The organism is Nocardioides sp. NBC_00368, from assembly GCF_036090055.1.
Taxonomy (GTDB): Bacteria; Actinomycetota; Actinomycetes; order Propionibacteriales; family Nocardioidaceae; genus Nocardioides.
Map to the genome: position 1 here is coordinate 2482105 of NZ_CP107970.1, position 19368 is coordinate 2501472.

At 69.8% G+C, this 19368-nt stretch carries 16 protein-coding genes; 6 read left to right on the forward strand and 10 right to left on the reverse strand.

Annotation, left to right across the window (positions count from 1 at the left end; translation table 11 throughout):
• Positions 1–5: 5 nt before the first annotated feature.
• Positions 6–2267, reverse strand: a complete 2262-nt coding sequence (locus OG984_RS11785; protein WP_328531763.1) for an ATP-dependent DNA helicase RecG — start codon at positions 2265–2267, stop codon at positions 6–8.
• Between the two features lie 13 nt (positions 2268–2280).
• Entirely contained in the window at positions 2281–3924 is a 1644-nt protein-coding gene (locus OG984_RS11790) for a DAK2 domain-containing protein (protein WP_328531764.1), read from the reverse strand.
• 236 nt (positions 3925–4160) lie between these two features.
• On the opposite strand from OG984_RS11790, the gene OG984_RS11795 reads away from it, so the two are divergent.
• Both OG984_RS11795 and rpmB read left to right on the forward strand, forming a co-directional pair.
• On the forward strand, positions 4161–5189 hold the full coding sequence (locus OG984_RS11795; protein WP_328531765.1) for a class I SAM-dependent methyltransferase: 1029 nt from the start codon (positions 4161–4163) through the stop codon (positions 5187–5189).
• 125 nt (positions 5190–5314) lie between these two features.
• Positions 5315–5500, forward strand: coding sequence for a 50S ribosomal protein L28 (gene rpmB / locus OG984_RS11800; protein ID WP_183546560.1), 186 nt, complete (start codon positions 5315–5317; stop codon positions 5498–5500).
• 168 nt (positions 5501–5668) lie between these two features.
• Here the strand turns inward: rpmB and OG984_RS11805 are convergent, their stop codons facing one another.
• Positions 5669–6625: a thiamine-phosphate kinase gene (locus tag OG984_RS11805; protein ID WP_328531766.1), complete on the reverse strand. Its 957-nt coding sequence runs from the start codon at positions 6623–6625 to the stop codon at positions 5669–5671.
• A gap of 154 nt (positions 6626–6779) precedes the next feature.
• Here OG984_RS11805 and OG984_RS11810 point away from each other — a divergent pair, with 154 nt between their 5' ends.
• Positions 6780–7016 carry an Lrp/AsnC family transcriptional regulator gene (locus tag OG984_RS11810; RefSeq protein ID WP_008358330.1) on the forward strand — a complete coding sequence of 79 codons (237 nt, stop codon included), beginning with the start codon at positions 6780–6782 and terminating at the stop codon, positions 7014–7016.
• Between the two features lie 58 nt (positions 7017–7074).
• Complete coding sequence (locus OG984_RS11815) at positions 7075–8031, forward strand: D-alanine--D-alanine ligase family protein (RefSeq protein WP_328531767.1); 957 nt, start codon at positions 7075–7077, stop codon at positions 8029–8031.
• A gap of 131 nt (positions 8032–8162) precedes the next feature.
• On the opposite strand, the gene OG984_RS11820 is transcribed toward OG984_RS11815, so the two are convergent.
• The 4 genes from OG984_RS11820 to OG984_RS11835 form a co-directional block, all read right to left on the reverse strand.
• Entirely contained in the window at positions 8163–9116 is a 954-nt protein-coding gene (locus tag OG984_RS11820; protein ID WP_328531768.1) for a hypothetical protein, read from the reverse strand.
• Between the two features lie 239 nt (positions 9117–9355).
• Positions 9356–10471, reverse strand: coding sequence for a D-alanine--D-alanine ligase (locus tag OG984_RS11825; RefSeq protein ID WP_008358334.1), 1116 nt, complete (start codon positions 10469–10471; stop codon positions 9356–9358).
• 19 nt (positions 10472–10490) lie between these two features.
• Positions 10491–11981, reverse strand: a complete 1491-nt coding sequence (locus tag OG984_RS11830) for a UDP-N-acetylmuramoyl-tripeptide--D-alanyl-D-alanine ligase (protein WP_328531769.1) — start codon at positions 11979–11981, stop codon at positions 10491–10493.
• A gap of 23 nt (positions 11982–12004) precedes the next feature.
• Entirely contained in the window at positions 12005–12742 is a 738-nt protein-coding gene (locus OG984_RS11835; RefSeq protein ID WP_328531770.1) for an alpha/beta fold hydrolase, read from the reverse strand.
• 88 nt (positions 12743–12830) lie between these two features.
• On the opposite strand from OG984_RS11835, the gene OG984_RS11840 reads away from it, so the two are divergent.
• Complete coding sequence (locus OG984_RS11840) at positions 12831–13898, forward strand: trans-sulfuration enzyme family protein (RefSeq protein WP_328531771.1); 1068 nt, start codon at positions 12831–12833, stop codon at positions 13896–13898.
• Here OG984_RS11840 and ggt read toward each other — a convergent pair.
• A complete protein-coding gene (gene ggt / locus OG984_RS11845) occupies positions 13895–15712 on the reverse strand; it encodes a gamma-glutamyltransferase (RefSeq protein WP_328531772.1) in 1818 nt (605 codons plus the stop codon). The genes OG984_RS11840 and ggt overlap by 4 nt on opposite strands.
• A 173-nt stretch (positions 15713–15885) precedes the next feature.
• On the opposite strand from ggt, the gene OG984_RS11850 reads away from it, so the two are divergent.
• Positions 15886–17526: a glycosyl hydrolase family 18 protein gene (locus OG984_RS11850; protein ID WP_328531773.1), complete on the forward strand. Its 1641-nt coding sequence runs from the start codon at positions 15886–15888 to the stop codon at positions 17524–17526.
• Between the two features lie 60 nt (positions 17527–17586).
• On the opposite strand, the gene OG984_RS11855 is transcribed toward OG984_RS11850, so the two are convergent.
• On the reverse strand, positions 17587–18603 hold the full coding sequence (locus OG984_RS11855) for an NAD(P)H-dependent glycerol-3-phosphate dehydrogenase (protein WP_328531774.1): 1017 nt from the start codon (positions 18601–18603) through the stop codon (positions 17587–17589).
• On the reverse strand, positions 18600–19358 hold the full coding sequence (locus tag OG984_RS11860; protein ID WP_328531775.1) for a lysophospholipid acyltransferase family protein: 759 nt from the start codon (positions 19356–19358) through the stop codon (positions 18600–18602). The genes OG984_RS11855 and OG984_RS11860 overlap by 4 nt, the downstream gene beginning before the upstream one ends.
• Positions 19359–19368 lie beyond the last annotated feature (10 nt).

The window sequence follows — 19368 nt, forward strand, 5'->3', positions numbered from 1 at the left end:
ACACCTTAGGACTTCTCGAGGTAGTCGGCGGAGGCGGACTCCTCGATCTCGCCGACCCGCTCGGCCAGCAGGGGCGCGGCCGCGAGGTCCACGTCCTTCTCCAGCAGGGCCTCGGCCGCCTCGCGGGCCTGCAGGATCGTCTCCTCGTCACGGAGCACCCGCAGGCTCTCCAGGCTCGATCGCCGGCCCGACTGGGACGCGCCGAGCACGTCTCCCTCGCGGCGCTGGTCGAGGTCGACCCGGGAGAGCGCGAACCCGTCGGTGGTCTCGGCGACCGCGTCCAGACGGGTCCGGGCCGGGGTGCCGGCCTCGGCGTGGGAGACCAGCAGGCACAGACCGTGCAGGCCGCCACGGCCGACCCGGCCGCGCAGCTGGTGGAGCTGGGAGACGCCGAAGCGGTCGGCGTCGAGGATGACCATGGTGGTGGCGTTGGGTACGTCGACGCCGACCTCGATCACGGTGGTGGCGATCAGCACGTCGATGTCGCCGGCGGCGAAGGCGCTCATCGTGCGCTCCTTCTCCTCGGCAGGGAGCTTGCCGTGGAGCTTGGCGACGTTCAGCCCGCGCAGCGGACCTGTGGTCAGCTCCTCGGTGACCTCGTCGACGGCGGAGAGCTGGCCCTTGGCGGAGGCGACCTCGTTGCCGTCGGCGTCGAAGTCGCGCTGGTCGCTCTCACCCTGCTCGGACTCGTCGCCGCTGATCCGCGGGGCGACCACGTAGACCTGGTGGCCCTTCTCGACCTCCTCCTTGACGCGTTCCCACACCCGGGCGATCCACGCGGGGTGGTCGACGAGCGAGACCAGGTTGGTCTGGATCTCCGCGCGGCCGACCGGGAGCTCGGTCAGCGTGGAGACCTCGAGGTCACCGAAGACGGTCATCGCGACCGTACGGGGGATCGGCGTCGCGGTCATGACCAGCAGGTGCGGCGGGGTGCCGGCCTTGTCGGTCAGGGCGGCGCGCTGCTCGACGCCGAAGCGGTGCTGCTCGTCGACGACGACCAGACCCAGGTCGTCGAACATCACCTGGTCCTGCAGCAGCGCGTGCGTGCCGACGACGATCCCGGCCTCGCCGGTGGCGATGCGGCTCAGCGGTCCCTTGCGCTGGGTCTTCGTCATCGAGCCGGTGAGCAGCTCGACATGGGTCTGCTCCTGGTCGCCGGCGAAGAGCCCTCCGGCCAGGCCGCTGGCGGCCAGGTCACCGAGCATCGCGGTGATCGAGCGATGGTGCTGCTGGGCGAGCACCTCGGTAGGAGCCAGCAGCGCGGCCTGGCCACCCGAGTCGACGACCCGCAGCATCGCGCGCAGCGCGACCAGCGTCTTGCCGGAGCCGACCTCGCCCTGGAGCAGGCGGTTCATCGGGTGGGGCTGGGCCAGCGCGGTCTCGAGCTCCTCCCCGATCGTCTCCTGCCCCTTGGTGAGGGTGAACGGCAGCCGCTCGTCGAAGGCCTCGAGCAGGTGGTGGACCCCGCCGGTGCGGGCGGTGGTGCCGAGCGCCTGGAGCGCCCGCCTCCTCCGGCCCAGAACCAGCTGCAGCCCGAGCGCCTCCTCGAACCGGAACCGGTGCTGGGCGCGCTGGACGTCCTTGAGCTCATGGGGCGCGTGGATCAGGTCGAGCGCGTCGCGCAGCCCCGGCACGTCGTACGTCTCCCGCAGCTGCTCCGGGAGCACGTCGGTGACGTCCTCGACGACCTGCCGGGCGAACCGCACCGCGCGCATCACGTCCCAGTGCTGCAGCCCCGCGGTGAGCGGGTAGATCGGGAAGAGCTCGGTCAGCTCCTCGACGGCCATCTGGTTGTCGGCCGCCTCGGCGGCGTTCTCGGCGTCGTCGTCGCCGAAGACGACCATCTGCGGATTGGCCAGCTGCCACTCGCCGCGGAACGACCCGGCCTTGCCGACGAAGACCCCCCGGACTCCCGGGGCGAGCACGCCGCGACGCCACTCGGCGATCCGCTGGGACTTGGAGAAGAAGGTCAGCTGCAGGTCGGCGGTGCCGGCCTTGAGCTGGGTCTCGACGCGATAGGCGGGCCGGCCGGTGCGCCTATCGGTGTGCTGTCGGACCACGCTCCTGACCACCTCGCCGAGCACCGTGAGCATCTCGCCCTCGTGCAGCTGCGGGGTCTGGCTGAGGTCGGCGGTGCGCAGGTAGCGCCGCGGGAAGTGGTAGAGCAGGTCGCCGACGGTGCGCAGGCCGAGACCCTTGGTGAACTTCGTGGCGTGCTTGCTGTTGCCCAGCACGGCCTCGATCGGCGACTCGAGGGTGATCGCCACCGTCTCTTCTCCTCTACTCGACCGACATCAGGAGGGGGTAACGCTCCTGGCCTCCGTCGTACACCATCACATCTACGGCCGGATGGTTGGCAGCCAGCCACGCCGCGACGCCTTGGGCGAGCTCGCCGGTGGGGTCCTCCAGGCCGGAGACCAGGGTGACCAGCTCGCCACCACCGCCGATGAGCCGGGCGAGGACGTAGGTCGCACATACCTCCAGGTCCTGGCCGACCTTGACGAAGTCTCCGTCGAGCACCCCGAGCGCGTCGCCCGGCATACACGGCCCAGCCATGGTAATCGCTCGGGTGTTCGAGATCGTGACCGCACCGTGCCGCGCGTGTCGCGCGGTGGCGGTCATCTCCAGCACGTCCTTGTCGAACTTCCGGCCGGGCTCGTGGACCGCGATCGCCGCCAGCCCCTGCACCTGGCTGCGGGTCGGGATCACCGCGACGCTGATGTCGAGGTCGTCCTCGGCGGTGCGCGCGGCGGCCTCGGCCGACTGCCGGGTGGGCGCGTCGTTGGGGAGCACGATCACCTCGGACGCACCGGAGGCGGTGATCGCCTCGAGCAGCTCCGAGGTCGTCGGGCGCCGGTGCGGGCCGCCCTCGATCACGATCGCACCGGCGCCACGGAAGAGCTCCGCCAGCCCCGGGCCCGCGGCGAACGCGATCACCGCACGCCCGCTGCGGGTCGCGTGCCGGTGGGCCTGGCCGGCGATCTGCTCGGCGAAGTGGGTCACATGGATCCGGTGGGGCCGGCCCGCGTTGATCCCGGCCTCGATCGCGGCGCCGACGTCGTCGACATGGACGTGCACGTTCCAGATGCCCTCGCCACCCACGACGACCAGCGAGTCGCCGAGCGGCTGGAGCCGCTTGCGGAGATCCGGGATGGCCGCGTCCTCGGCATCGAGCAGGTACATCACCTCGTAGGCCGGGCCGCCCGGCTCCAGCGCATGACCGTCCGCCCCGGCCAGACCTGCCGGACTGGCCCGGATCGGGATGGGGATGTGCGGGGTCGGTGCCTGCGGGCTCGGCCGGCGCCCGGTCAGGGCGGTGTCGAAGGCGTCGAGGAGGACGCAGATCCCGCGGCCACCGGCATCGACCACCCCGGCGGCGGCGAGCGTGGGCAGCTGCTCCTGCGTACGGGCGAGGGCGGCGCGGGCCGCGCTGGCCGCGACCGACATCACGTCGCGGGTGCGCGCGGAGTCGTCGATCTCGACGCACGCCTCGGCCGCGTCCGCGGCGGCGCGGAGCACGCTGAGCATGGTGCCCTCCTGCGGCTCCCCCACCGCGGCGTAGGCAGCGTTGGCCGCGTTGCGCAGCGCGTCGGCGAAGACGACGGCGGTGCGCTCTTCCGCGGTGGCCTGGATCAGGCGGCGCAGCAGGGCGCCGATCATCTCGGCCAGGATCACCCCGGAGTTGCCGCGGGCGTCCAGCAGCGCGCCCCGCGAGAAGGCGCGCAGCCCCTCCCGCCAGTCGGATCCGGTGAACTCGCGCAGCCGGTCGCGGGCCGCGGCGATGGTCAGGTAGAGGTTGGTGCCGGTGTCGCTGTCGGGCACCGGAAAGACGTTGAGCGCGTCGATCTCCTCGCGGTGCGACGCGAGCGCGTCGGTCGCCAGGTCGCCGAACCGGCGGAACAGATCGAGCTTGACCTCGGCCACTCTGCCTCCCTACTCCTCGACACCCTGCATCCAGCCAGACACTGTGACGCCGAACACACTTCCCGGCGTCGCGGCCCCAAGGTTAGGCCGTGCCTGGGTACGGGGTAAACGACGGGTGAACAAATCCGAGGCTGCAGCAAAGACACGAGCGAGTAACAAGTTCTGCCGGGTCGCGCCCCGCACGGGTGACGATTCATCCCTAGTGTGGAGACTTCCCTACGCCGAAGGACTTCCGGATGTCGATCCCGACCCCGTCCCCACGCGCTCGTCGCGTCGCCGAAATCTTCGACTTCTCCACCGGCCACGGCCTGGAGATCGGACCGCTGCACAAGCCGCTCGTCCCCCGCGGCGCCGCAGACGTGTCCTATCTCGACCTCTACGACCGCAACCGGCTCTACGAGACCAACACCGACAACCCCAACGTGACCCGCGAGGCCATCCCCGAGATCGACTATCCGATGTGGGACGGCGTCCGGATGCGTACGCTCGAGGAGGCCGCGAAGCAGGGCGCGCCCTTCGACTGGGCACTGGCCAGCCACGTCGTCGAGCACGTACCCGACCTGGTCGGATGGCTGGGACAGGTCGAGGCCGTCACCGCCCCCGACGGGGCCCTGGTCCTGGTCGTCCCCGACCGGCGCTACACCTTCGACGCCCACCGCCCGCCCACGACGATGGGCCAGATCCTGCAGGCGCACGAGGCGGGCGACACCATTCCGTCCGTACGTGCCGTCTTCGACCACCACCGCGCCGCGGTCGACCACGACCCCAAGCGGCTCCACCACCGCGGTCCGAGCGAGGCCGAGACCTGCATCCACGACCTCGGCTACACGTTGGCCCAGGTCGAGCGGGCCCGCCGTGGCGAGTACGTCGACTGCCACGTGTGGACCTACACCGACCGCTCGTTCCCCGAGATCATCGCCGAGCTGCGCCGTCTCGGGCTGACCGGCTGGTCGGTCGAGAAGATCCTGCCGGTCCCGGAGAACGACATCGAGTTCTACGTCGTCCTGCGCCGCGGCCTCTCCCCCGACCTTCCGCAGACCCCCGGACTGCCCGACTGGGTCGAGAACGGCCTCGAGCTGCGCGAGGAGGTCGCCCGGCTCCGTGAGGTCGTCGCGGACCAGCGCCGTAGGCTCGAGTCGCAGCGCAAGCAGCTGGCCGGTCAGCGCACCGAGATCGACGATCTGCGCGGGTCGAAGCGGTGGAAGCTGGCCACCGCGCTGGCGGCCCCGTTGGACCGGTGGCGGGATCGCCGCTCCGGCGACTGACGATTTCGTTCGTCACAGCCGGACGGGCTACGCTTGTTCGGTTGTCTCGGCTGGGCAGCCGTTCATCGCGCTCGCCGGCAATATCTATTCGACCTCGATCATCTATTCAACCTCAGGAGTTCACGGTGGCTGCCGTCTGCGACATCTGCGACAAGAAGCCGGGCTTCGGCAACAACCGGCCGTGGTCCAAGAAGGCGACCAAGCGCCGCTTCGACCCCAACATCCAGCGCGTCCGTGCCGTCATCGGCGGCACCCCGAAGCGTATGAATGTCTGCACGACCTGCATCAAGGCCGGCAAGGTCGCTCGCTGAGCTGATTCTTCGTCGAAGGCCGCTACCCCTCGGGGTGGCGGCCTTTGTCGTCGGCGGGTCGTGGTGGTGGTTCGTCTAGGTATGCAGAGAAACCGTCACTTCCCCGGCGGAGTTCCACGCGGGAAGTGACGGTTCGGCTGCATACCTAGACGAACCGTCGCGCGATTCTCAGAAGTGCGTCCACCCCGCCGGCCCCTCGTAGACCTCCCCGTCGACCGTGACCGGCTCACCACCGGGCTCGCCGATCGACCCGATGACGGTCCAGCCCTGCGGCAGCTCGACCTCGGGCGGGAACGCGGCGAGCAGCGAGTGGTCCTCTCCCCCGCCCAGCACGAACGCGAGCGCGTCGGCGCCGGTCGCCGAGGCGACCGCCTTGAGCTCGTCGGGGATGGTCAGCGCCGAGGTGTGCACGTCGATGGAGACCTCCGAGGCCTCGGCGATGTGCCTGGCCTCCGAGAGCAGACCGTCGGAGACGTCGATCAGCGCCGAGGCGCCGGCCGCCGCGGCGGCGGGGCCGGCTGCGTACGGCGGTTGCGGGCGGCGGTAGGCGTCGACGAGCACCCGAGGTGAGCGGAACCCGCGCTTGAGGATCGCCAGGCCCGCCGCGGCCCATCCCTGGCGACCGCACAGCGCGAGTACGTCTCCGGGCTCCGCGCCGGAGCGGAGGACCGGCGCCTGGGCGACCGCCCCGATGGCGGTCACCGAGATGACGATCTGGTCGGCACCGGTGACGTCGCCGCCGACGACGGAGGCGCCCACCAGCGAGCACTCCGCGGCGAACCCCTCCGCGAAGTCGACGGCCCACTCGGCGGGGAGATCCGACGGCACCGCGAGGCCGAGGGTCATCGAGTGCGCGACGCCGCCCATCGCGGCGATGTCGGCGAGGTTCTGCCCCGCCGCCCGGTGGCCGATGTGGGACGCCTCGGCCCAGTCGCGCCGGAAGTGGCGGCCCTCGACGAGCAGGTCGGTCGAGACGACGACGTGACCCTGCTTGACCCGCAGCAGCGCGGCGTCGTCGCCGGGGCCGACCAGCACGTGCTCCCCCTGGGCGAAGTGCTTGGTCATCTCGGTGATCAGCCCGAACTCACCGACGTCGGCGAGTGTCGTGTCCCTCGGAAAAGCCATACCTGTATCCAACCCTCCCGGCGATGCCCGGAGATACCGGGACACGCATGACGTGTCTTATCCCCAGGGTCGGTGTAGGTCGAGCGACAGATAACGCGATAGGTTACATGCCTGACGTTGTGCCAAGGAAGGCACGGAGAACAGGAGCAGCACCATGGTCGTACAGGCGTACATCCTCATCCAGACCGACGTCGGCAAGGCCGCAGAGGTCGCCACCGAGATCGGCAAGATCCAGGGCGTGACCCTGGCTGAGGACGTCACCGGTCCGTACGACGTGATCGTCCGTGCCGAGGCCCGCAATGTCGACGAGCTCGGCAAGATGGTCGTCGCTCGCGTCCAGAGCCTCGAAGGCATCACCCGCACCCTGACCTGCCCGGTCGTCCACATCTGAGCCGGTCGTCCACACCTGAGATTGACGGCCCGTCGCGGCCGTCTGTTAGAACGAAGCCATGAGCAAACCTCCTCTTCCCGGGCCTGTCGCCGTCATCGCCGGCGGGCTGAGCCACGAGCGCGACGTGTCGCTGGCCTCCGGCCGCAACCTCGTGCGCGAGCTGTCGGCGCTGGGAGTGGAGGTGGCTGCGTACGACTTCGACCGGGCGCTGCTGCACAACCTCGAGCGCGACAAGGCGGTCGTGGCACTGCCGGCCCTGCACGGCCAGTTCGGTGAGGACGGCGAGATCCAGACGCTCCTGGAGCTGATCGGGATCCCGTACGTCGGCACCGTCTCCACCTCCTGCCGCGTCGCGTTCGACAAGGCCGCTGCCCGCGAGCTCCTGCGCCGCGGGGGCATCCCGGTGCCGGACTCGGTCTCGCTGTCGTCCACGACGTTCCGCGACGTCGGCGCTCCGGTGCTGATGGAGCACGTCATCTCACGGATGGGCGAGCGGGTGGTGGTCAAGCCCTCGCGCGGCGGCTCGGCGCTCGGCGTCACCGGCGTCGACGGCCTCTCCGCCCTCCCCGCGGCCCTGGTCAAGACCTACGCCTACTGCGACGAGGCGCTCATCGAGCGCTTCTACGCCGGCATCGACGTCTCCGTGGTCGTCCACGAGACCGACGAGGGCACCAAGCCGCTGACGCCGATCGCCATCGACTTCAGCAAGGGCCACGAGTTCGACTTCGCGGCGCGCTACACCGCCGAGTTCGTCGGCTTCGGGCGCCCCGATCTCCCCGACGCGGTGCTCACCGAGCTCGGCGAGACCGCCGTACGCGCCCACAAGCTGCTCGGCATGCGCGACATCTCCCGCACCGACTTCATGGTCACCCCCGACGGCAGCTTCGTCGTCCTCGAGGTCGCCATCACCCCCGGCGCCACCGAGACCAGCGTCTTCCCCTTCGCCGCCAAGCACGACGGCACCTCCATGGGCGAGGTCACCCTCGCCCTCCTCAAGCGCGCTCTCGCCCGCTGACCCGGACGGGCATGGGATACCCGGTCGACCGGGTATCCCTGGACTTAGCAGGCACTGAAACACCCACCAAGTCCACGAAGTGCCCGTCACGTGTCCCCGCGCATCTCGCCATTCGGGTGTCGACGTACGCATCAAGCAGCCGAGCGCGCGAGGGCAGCGCGGATCTTGGCGGCAACCCGCTCCGGGTTGGATAGGTCAGCCCAGGTCAGTCGAATGCACCGCCAACCGGTGATGTCCTCGATCATCTCCTGCCGACGCTTCTCTCTCAGCACGACGTCAGTGACCGACTCGCCCTCGCGCAGCAGTTCCTGATACTTGATGCGCCCGTCGAATTCGACCCACACGCCGTACTCAGGCCACGCGAAGTCGAGCCGAGCGACGATGTTCCCTGACTCGTCACTCACCTCGTACTGAGGGCATGGCATGGGTAGGCCTTGGGCAAAACACAGATAGAGCACCCTTCCCTCACCGACCGACTCGATGCGTCCGTCCGCGAGACGGAGAACCAGATCAGTGGTCAGGGTCTGGGGCCAGCGATCGATCGTGCCGGCGTACCGCTGGACGATCTGTTCCATCGTGACCAGCTTGCGGTGGAGGAGGCAGCTCGCCAGGACGAGGCCGACCTCAACCCGTGCCATGGTGGTGACCTCGAGCAGCGCCCGCACCGGCGAAGTGACGTCGACGTCACCGAGGCGAATGACATCACTCTCGATCAAGCGCCCACGATGCTGCTGGACGCCCGCTTCCTTGCGCCCGCTTCGACCGTCTCGCCTAGTCAGGTGCAGATGGTGCAGGTCGAGCCCCCAGGTCGGGACCGTTTCTGGGTAGAGGGCGATCGCAGAGGCATGGGAGATCACCACCTCGGTCTTCGCCTGCTTCGCAGCGGCCCTTGCACGCACGGCATGCCTCGAGCGCTCGTCGAGTGCTGCGTACGGCGCAGCGTTCACATACGCCCCGCGGCGGGCGCGAGAAAACTGGCCTGATCGGACGCCTCGCAGGATCGCGGCATCGTCGTAGCCGGACGCGAGCAGTTCCCGCCGCAGCTGGATGGGCATGAGACGTACGTCATCTGGTTCGAGATTCATGCCGATCACACTGACGATGACCTACGACATTTTCGGGCAGCCAAACTGCCGCTGTGGATAACCCGATCTCGAGGTGTAGTTGTGGATACTGATCGGCCCATGGCCCACCGAGTTGGTCAAAGGTAGAGACGGTCAGAGCAACATGACAGTCACTTCGTGTGCTTGACGGCCGTTTCAGTGCCCGTCATGCCTAGGGATACCCGGTCAACCGGGTATCCCTAGCTTGCGCCGACTCGGCCTCAGCTCAGACCGGTGAGCTTGCCGGCGATGCCGCCGGCGGCCTTGAGGGCGACGCCCTCCTCGAAGTTCCGGGTGACCTGGGGGACGTGCTTCTCGGCCTCGGCGATGGCGCTGGTGAGTACCTCGGAGGCCGGGGTGTCGGGCCACAGGTAGAGCGAGAGCGCGCCGGGGATCGAGTTGACCTCGTTGATGAAGACCTCGCCCTTGCCGTCGGAGAGGAAGTCGATGCGGAGGATGCCGGTCAGGCCGGTGAGCTCCACGACGCGTACGGCCAGGTCCTTGATCTGCTTGGTGACCGACTCCTCGACCTGGGCCGGGAACTCGCGCGGCGAGGAGGACAAGCCGTCGGTGTGGACGTACTTGGCGGAGTAGTCGTACATCTTCGCCTCGTCGGAGCGCAGCGGGCGCTCGACGTCGCTGACCGCGATCTCGGGCGCGGTGCGGACCGAGGCGTTGAGGTCGAACAGGTCGGGACGGTACGGCTCGACGACCGCACCGGCACGCAGGTGCGGCGAGGTGTTGAGGAGCGCGAGGCCGGTCTCGTAGTCGTCTACCACCTCGATGCCGATCGAGGAGCCGCCGAAGCGCGGCTTGACGATGTAGGGGCCTTCGAAGGACGGGGCGGCGTAGCGCGAGAGCAGCTCGCGCTGCAGCGACGGCAGGCCGGCGTTGAGCATGACCGCGCCGAAGGCGAGCTTGTCCATGCCGAGCGCGGCGGAGGCCGGGGTGGCGCCGGTCGCCTTCAGGCCGGCGAGCTCGAAGAGCCACTGGATGCCGCCCGCCTCGCCCGCGCCGCCGTGGAAGGCGGAGAGGATCGGGCCGGTCTCCAGGCGCTTGCCGCCGCCGAAGCCGCCGACGGTGTAGAAGCCGTCGCCCTTCTCGGTGCCGAGCCGGAACTCGACGGCCTTGGAGCCCTTCGGCTCGCCGCCGAGGAAGTCGCGCGCCTCCTGCTTGGCGGGCACCAGGAACCACTTGTCCGAGCGCGCCCAGTAGAGGCAGGTGACCTCGACGCCGGCACCGGAGAGGACCCGCTCTGCCTGCAGGCCGGTGAGGATGCTGATGTCGTGCTCGGCGCTGGGACCGCCGAAGACGATGGTGGCCTTGGTTACGCTCATGGTGGAAGCTCCTGGGGTCCTACGCGTAGTGATCGGGGAGGTCGTTCTCGTACAGCACCACGTCGCCCTCCTTGGCCGCGGTCAGAGCATGATCCGCCGCCGCCTTGCGGCTGTCGAACGCAGTGGTTCGCGCGGGGTCCCCCGCCCGCAGCGCTTTTCGGTTGGTGCGACCGACGATGCACAGCTGCATCTTGTCGGAGGCCGTGGCAGCCTGCGCGAACTCGATGTTGCGCGCGGCCTGCTCGGTGCCCAGCTCGACCATACCGGGCGTGATGGTCCACACCGTGCCCGACTCCCCCGCCAGCCGCTTCGCCTTCGCGAGCGCGGCCGCGGCGCCTGTCGGGTTGGAGTTGAAGGTGTCGTCGACGACCCACACGCCACCCGGGGTCCGGTTGGCCTCGGCACGGTGGGGCGTACCCGGGATCGAGGAGAGCCGCTGGGTGATCGTCTCGATCGGGACGTCGACCGCGAGAGCGAGGCCGACGGCGATCGCGACGTTGATCGGGTGGCCGACCTCGTCGGGCAGCTCCACGGCGTACGTCTCGTTGCCGATCGTCAGGTTGCCGTCGGCCACCACGACCTCGGCGGCGGTGCCCGGCACCGCGGAGCAGGCGATCACGCGCTTGCTGGCGCGGAGGTTCTCGGCGATGAGGGCGAGCTCGGGTACGTCGATGTTCAGCACCACGGTCGAGGCCTTCGGAAGGATCTCCGACTTGGCCTTCACGATCGTCTCGCGGGACTTCATCCGCTCCAGGTGGGCCTCGCCGATCGTGGTGATCGCGGCGACCTCGGGCGGGAAGATCTCGGTCAGCTCGGCGATCTCACCGGGACCGTAGGTGCCCATCTCGGCCACGAAGATGTCGGTGCCGGGCTGGAGGCGGTCGTTGACCGCGCGGGAGAGGCCCATCGCGTTGTTGAAGCTCGCCGGCGAGGCCAGCGTCGACCAGCGGCCCTGCATCAGGTGAGTGGCGTAGTTCTTGGTGGAGGTCTTGCCGTAGGAGCCGGTGATCGCGACGATCTTCGGGCTGACCTTCTTGATCGTGGCGGCGGCCTGCACCTGCCACTTCTTCGCCATCGCCTTCTCGACCGGCCACATGATCGCCAGGGCCGCCTCGGCCAGCGGGACCGCGAGGATCGGGAGCAGGCCGGCGGCGACCGGAGCGAACAGCACGATCAGGACGGTGACGACGGCATGCAGCCCGAGGAGCACACCGGCCAGACGCTTGACGCGGTCGGTCCAGACGAGCCGCTTCGCGCCGGTGAACGACATGCCCACGGGCCAGCCGAGGAACAGCAGCGCGCCCACGAGCGCACCGTAGGGCAGCACGAACGACGCCAGGCAGACCACGACGACCGCACCGAGCAGGATCGCTTCGACCGGGCGGGCCTTGATCCAGATCCACTCGATCGCGAACAGCCGGGTCGGCTCGTAGTGCTCACGCTGAGCGACCCGCAGCCAGCGGTAGTACGAGACCAGGGTCAGCGCGGAGGTGACCAGGACGATCCACATGCTTCTTCTTCAGCCCCTCAGATTCAGTTCGTACGAAGTTCGTCGATGGCGCCTCGAAGGCTCTTGACCAGCCCGGCGTCGAGCAGGTGTGCGGAGCCCGGGACGATCTCCAGGGTCGCGTTGTCCCCCAGGATCTCCATCGCCTCACCGGGCATCCAGACCGGGGCGGCGGTGTCGTTCTCGCCCCAGATCAGCCGGACCGGGAGGTCCTTCGGGATGGCTGCCAACTGCTCGGCGTAGGACTCGTTGACGACCTTCACGAAGATGTCGCGGATGATGCCCTTGGCGTTGCGGTAGTCGGTCGAGCCGTACTTCTCGCGCAGCGCTTCCATCCTGGACTCGGGGATCAACCCCTTGGAGTGGAGCCAGCGGCCGATCCGGTAGGCGAGCTTGGGCTTGCCACCGGTCTTCGGGCGGAACAACGGCACCCCGGTGAGGATGACGCCACGGACCAGCTCCGGACGGCTTGCGGCGAGCTGGACGGCCACCCGGCCGCCGAAGCTGTGACCGACGAGCACCGGACGGTCGAGGCTCTCGAGGATCTGGGCCAGCCATGCGGCGTAGTCCTCGGACCCCCAGACCTCGTCCGGAGCCGGCGTGGCGCCGAATCCGGGCTGGTCGAGCGCGAGCGCGTCCAGGCCCTCGAGCGTCGATCCCCAGTCGCTGCGGTTGCGGGCCCAGCCGTGCAGGGCCACGACGGTGGCAGCATCCTTGCCGTGCTTCTCACCGAAGGCACGTCCATCCAGCAGGGTCGTCAACACGGCCGCAACCTTATCCGGGACCGTACGCCGACCCGTAACCGCGCGGCGTGTGAGACCCGTCGACGGAGGGGGCAATAGGGTCGAAGGCATGGATCACAAGCCCGCCACGATCGCCGTCCACGCCGGGCGGCCGGCCCACGAGCCCGACCAGCCGCTCAACGTACCGATCACGATGGCCTCGACCTATGTGGCCGGCGGCGACAAGGAGTACGGGCGCTACACCAACGACGCGTGGGTGGCCTTCGAGGAAGCGCTCGGGAGGCTCGAGGGCGGGCGAGCGCTGTCGTTCGCATCCGGGCTCGCGGCGGTCGCGACGCTGCTGGACCTGGTCAACGACTCGGTCGTGGTGGCCACCGAGCAGAGCTATCTGGGGACGATCGGCCAGCTGGCCGACCTTGAGGCCCGCGGCCGGCTGACCGCTCGTCTCACCGACTTCTCCGACACCGCGAGGGTCGTGAAGCTGCTCGAGCGGCTCGACGGCGAGGTCGCGCTGGTCTGGGTCGAGACGCCGACCAACCCGGGGATGCAGCTCGCCGACCTGCCGGCCGTCATCGCCGCCGCGCACAAGGCCGGAGCCCGCGTGGTGGTCGACAACACCTTCGCCACTCCCCTGATCCAGCAGCCGCTCGCCCTCGGCGCGGACATCGTCATCCACTCGGCCACCAAGTTCATCGCCGGTCACTCCGATGTCGTGATGGGCGCGGTCGTGGTCTCCGACGACGCGCTGTGGGACGTACTCAAGGCCCGTCGCGACCTCCTCGGCGCGATCCCCGGCCCGTTCGAGGCCTGGCTGGCGCTTCGCGGCCTTCGTACGCTGCACCTGCGCGTCGAGCGCTCCGCCGCCAACGCGGCGACCCTGGCCGAGCGGCTGGGGGCGCACCCGGCCGTCGCGGAGGTCCGCTATCCGGGGTTCGGTGGGATGCTGGCGGCCGTCCTCCCGACCGCGGAGCAGGCCGACCTCCTCACCCACTCCACCTCGCTGTGGGTCCACGCGACCTCGCTCGGCGGCGTCGAGTCCACGTTCGAGCGCCGTCGACGCTGGAAGACCGAGTCGTCGACGGTGCCCGAGGGGCTGGTGCGGATGTCGGTCGGGATCGAGGACGTCGACGACCTCTGGGACGACCTCGCCCAGGCGCTGGAGCGCCTCGGAGGCTAGGGCGCCGGGCTGACCACCAGCGCCGACCCACCCCCTCGACGCCAGGGTTCCGCCGTCGAGGTCAGCAGCCCGTCCGGGCCGATCTCGATCGCGGTGGCCGCGCCGATCTCTGCCGTGGAGGCGAACCGGTGTCCCAGCGACGTCAACGGCCCTCCGTACGCCTCGATGAACGCCGGCTCGGCCCCGGTGTTCGCGGCGTTGCGCTGGGAGACCCGCGGCGCCGCCATCGCCTCGGGCAGGGTCCGGCCGCGGGCGAACCGCTCGACGAGGATCTGGAGCACGGTGGTGATGATCGTCGAGCCTCCGGGCGAGCCGACCGCGAGCAGGGGGCGCCCGTCGGAGAGGACGATCGTCGGCGACATCGAGCTGCGGGGTCGCTTGCCGGGCTCGATCCGGTTGGGATCGTCGGGCCGGTAGGTGGTCGAGAAGTCGGTCAGCTCGTTGTTGAGGATGAAGCCGCGACCGGGCACGGTGATGCCGGACCCTCCGGTCTGCTCGATGGTCAGGGTGTACTCGACGACATTGCCCCACCGGTCGACCACGGTCAGGTTGGTGGTCTCCAGGTTCTCGGTGTCCCTGGCGGTCACCCCGGCGCCGGCCGGATCGTCGCAGACGCCGTCGTAGTCGTCGGCGTTCCCGGCGGCCACCGGCTTCGGCCTAGCGGCCGCTGGATCGATCCCGCAGGCCCGCTCGGCCGCGAAGGTGTCGTCGAGGAGGGCGTCGACGGGCACGTCGACGTGGTCGGGGTCGCCCAGGTAGGCGCCACGGTCGGCGAAGGCGATCGCGCTCGACTCGATCAGGTGGTGGTAGGCCTCAGTAGCGCTCATCCCGGCCAGCTCGTAGCGCTCCAGGATGTTGAGCGCCTCCCCCACCGTCGTGCCACCGGAGGACGGCGGCGCCATCCCGTAGACGTCCAGGTCCCGGTAGGTCGAGTGGGTCGGCTCTCGGTCGGGGGCGGTGTAGGCGGCGAGGTCCTCGGCGGTGACCCAGCCCGGCGGGACCGGCAGGTCGGTGTCGTCGGTCTTCGGCGGCTCGGCCACGGTCGCAGCGATCTCGGCCGCCAGCGGGCCGCGGTAGAAGGCCTTCACGCCCTTGCGTCCGATCAGGTCGTAGGTCGCGGCGATGTCGGGGTTGCGGAACCGGCTGCCGACCTCGGGCGCGGACCCTCCGGGAAGGAACAGCTCCGCGGTGGAATCGATCGCCGCGAAACGTTCCGCGTTGTCGACGGTCTGCTGGCGGAAGGTCTGGTCGACGACGAAGCCTCGGCGAGCCAGCCGCGCGGCCGGTTCGAGCGACTGGGCGAGCGAGCGGGTGCCCCACTTCCTCAGCGCCTTGTCCCAGGTCAGCGGGGTGCCGGGGACGCCGACCGAGGCGCCGCTGGTGACCATGTCCGGGAAGAACGGATACTCCTTGCCGGTCTCCGGATCGATGAACGCGTCGTGCGGCATCGCTGCCGGCGCCTTCTCCCGTCCGTCGATCGTCTCGACCTCACCGGTGCGCGCGGAATAGTGCACGAAGAAGCCACCACCGCCGATACCGGCCGAGTAGGGCTCGGTGACCCCGAGCGCTGCGGCCGTCGCGATCGCCGCGTCGGTCGCGTTGCCGCCCTTGCGCAGCACCTCGAGCCCGATCCGGCTCGCATCGGCGTCGACGCTCGCCACCGCGCCGCCGTAGCCCACCGCGGTGGGCACCTTCGGTGGCGGCACGAGCCGGTCGTCGGGGGCGGCGGTGGCCCCTGCGTACGGGACCAGGGTGGCCAGGGCGAGCGCGCCTCCGGTCAACGTGGCAACAACTGCAGAGCGGCGTCCGAGCATGGCGATCTCCCAGGATTGGCGGCCAATCGAACGTACTACTTCCGCGCCGACCTCGAATTACGTTCTGAAATTCCTTAATTAGTAAGGGTTGCTTACAAATACGGAGACTGCCACCATCGAAAGGCGATCGGGCGCCTGGTGCCCGAGCAAGCCATCACCTCGGAGGTGTCACCATGCATGTCGCCTTGCCCCCACGAAGATCACGCCGGATCGCCGGCCTTCTCATCGGCGCACTCGCCGGAGCACTCGCCCTCACCGGCACGCTCGCCCTCACCAGCAGCCCGTCCAGCGCATCGCTGAAGGCGGCCGCCGCGGAGCCGACCGCCATCAACGGCTACCGCAACGTCGGCTACTTCGTGCAGTGGGGCGTCTACGGCCGCGGCTTCAAGGTCAAGCAGCTCGAGACGTCCGGCGTCGCCGACGACCTGACCCACCTCAACTACGCCTTCGGCAACATCCACCACCAGACCCTGACCTGCTTCGAGGCCAACAAGGCCCAGGGCGAAGGGCCCAACGGCTCCGACGGGGCCGGTGACGCCTACGCCGACTACGGGATGTCGTACGCAGCCGACGCATCCGTCTCCGGCACGGCCGACACCTGGGACCAGCCCCTGGCCGGCTCCTTCAACCAGCTCAAGCAGCTCAAGGCGAAGCACCCGGGCCTGAAGGTCCTGCTCTCGCTGGGCGGCTGGACCTGGTCGAAGAACTTCTCCCTGGCCGCGGCGACCCCGGAGTCGCGCCGCAAGCTCGTCTCCTCGTGCATCGACCTCTACATCAAGGGCAACCTGCCGGTGATCGACGGCCGCGGTGGCGCCGGTTCGGCCGCCGGTGTCTTCGACGGCTTCGACATCGACTGGGAGTGGCCGGGCTCGCCCAACGGCAACGCCGGCAACCACGTCGACCCGGTCAACGACCGCGCCAACTTCAAGGCGCTGCTGGCCGAGTTCCGCTCCCAGCTGGACGCCCTGGGCGCGACCACGGGCAAGGACTACCAGCTCTCGGCCTTCCTCCCGGCCAACCCGCAGGACATCGAGGCCGGCGGCTGGAACGACCCGGCGATCTTCCGCTCGCTCGACTTCGGCAACATCCAGGGCTACGACCTGTGGGGCGCCTGGGACCCGAAGCTCACCGGCCACCAGGGCAACCTCTACGCCGACCCCGCCGACCCGCGCCCCGACGGCAAGCGGTTCAGCGTAGACGAGTCGGTCCGGGAGTACCTCGACGCCGGGATCTCGCCGTCCCAGCTCGGCCTGGGCATGGCGGCCTACGGTCGCGGCTGGCAGGGCGCGACCTCGGCCCAGCCGTGGGGGCCGGCGACGGCCGCGGCACCCGGGACGTACGAGGCGGGCAACGAGGACTACGACAAGCTCAAGACCCGCGGCACCGACCACTACGACGCCGCCACCGGCGCCGCCTGGCGCTACGACGGCAACCAGTGGTGGACCTACGACAACGTGTCCACCATCAGGCAGAAGGCGGCCTACGCGATCTCCCAGCGCCTCGGCGGAGGCATGTGGTGGGAGCTGTCCGGGGACCGCCAGGGCGAGCTGATCGGCACCTTCGCCGACGCCATGCGCAACGGCACCGGTGGTCCGGTCGAGGAGCCGGACCCGACCGACCCGCCGACCGAGGAGCCGACCGACCCGCCGACCGACCCGCCGGGCGGCGCGGCCGCGTGGTCGGCCACGACGGTGTACGTGGCGGGTGACCGCGTCACCTACGGCGGCCACCTGTGGGAGGCCAAGTGGTGGACCCAGGGCAACACTCCCGGCACCGAGGAGTGGGGCCCGTGGAAGGACCTCGGGACCGCCTGAGGCCTCACCGACAGCGACGGCCCCGGAGCACTCGCTCCGGGGCCGTTCCGCCTCGATGTCCTACTCGGTCTCCGCCTTCGTCGGCCGCTCGAGCATCTCGTCCATGATCTCGCTGACCGTCTTGGCGCCGGAGACGACGTCGTCGACGTACTGCGCCAGCGGCACGTCCACGCCGACCTTCGCCGCCAGCTCGCGCAGCGAGTGCGACGACTTGGCGCCCTCGGCGACCTGATGGCTGGAGGCGAGGATGTCGGCGGTGGTCATGCCCTTGCCGAGCTTCTCCCCGAACGTACGGTTGCGCGAGAGCGGCGAGGAGCAGGTCGCGGCCAGGTCACCCAGTCCGGCCAGACCCATCAGGGTCATCGGGTTGGCGCCCAGCTTCATCGCCAGTCGCGCGGTCTCGGCGAGGCCGCGGGTGATCAGCGAGGCCTGGGTGTTGTCGCCGAACCCCATGCCCGCGGCCATCCCGGTGGAGATGGCGACCACGTTCTTGTAGGCGCCGCCGATCTCGCACCCGACGACGTCGGTCGAGGTGTAGGGGCGGAACGCGGGCGAGTGCACGCGGGCCTGGATCGCCTTGGCGACCTCCTCGTCGGCGCACGCCACGACCCCGGCGGCAGGCTCACGACGGATGATCTCCTTGGACAGGTTGGGACCGCTGACCACCGCGATCCGCTCCGGCCCGGCGCCGGTGACATGGGCGATGACCTCGCTCATCCGCTCCAGGGTGCCGAGCTCGACGCCCTTCATCAGAGAGACCAGGGGCACGTCCTTGGGCAGGAACGGCGCCCAGTCGGTGAGGTTGGCGCGCAGCGTCTGCGACGGCGCGGCCAGGACGACCAGGTCGGCTCCGTACGCCGCCTTCTCGATGTCGTGGGTCGCGCTGATGTTGCGGGGCAGCTCGGTGCCCGGGTGGTAGTCGGGGTTCTCGTGGGTGTCGTTGATCGCCGCCGCGACCTCCTCGCGGCGCGCCCACATCGTCACGTCGTTGCCCGCGTCAGCGAGGATCACCGAGAACGCGGTGCCCCACGAGCCCGCTCCGAAGACCGCTACCTTGCCACCCTGACGCTCGCTCACTTGGTGTTCCTCTTCTTGTCGGGGTTGCCGGTCGCGTTCACACCGGCCTTCTTCGGGTCGAAGAGCTCGCTGGGCGGCTCCTCCTGCCGGATGTCGGCCACCAGGCCGACGATCGCCTTCATGATCCGGTCGGTCGCCTGGTTCACGACCGCGGCAGTGTGCTCCTGGACCTCGAGATCCTTCAGGTCGACCGGGTCACCGATCTTCATCTGAATCATCTTGCGGCCGATCAGGTGCGGCTTGAGAGAGTACGCCGGAAGCAGCTCCTGGGCTCCCCACTGTCCCACCGGGTAGACCGGGGCACCGGTCGCGAGCGCGATCCGGGCCGCGCCGGACTTGCCGCGCATCGGCCAGCCGGTCGGGTCCTTGGTGATCGAGCCCTCCACGTAGACGACCACGATGCTGCCCTCGTTCACCGCTTTCACGGCCGCGTCGAACGCCGACGCACCGGCCGTCCGGTCCACCGGGATCTGGCGGGCCGCCCGCAGGAACCTGCCCAACGGACCCTTGAACAGCGCGGCCTTGGCCAGGTAGCTGGGCCTACGACCGTAGTCCCACACGATGTGTGCGGCGGTGAACGGGTCGATCTCGGAGACATGGTTGAGCGCGAACACCGCTCCCCCGCTCTCCGGGATCTTCTCGCCGCCGTCCCACTGGTGCTTGGTGGTGGCAAGAAGGACGGGCTTCACGATGCCGACGGCCACGACCCACGGCCAGCCGATCCTGCCCTCCTGGAACTTCCGGTACTTTCCCACGAACGCAGGC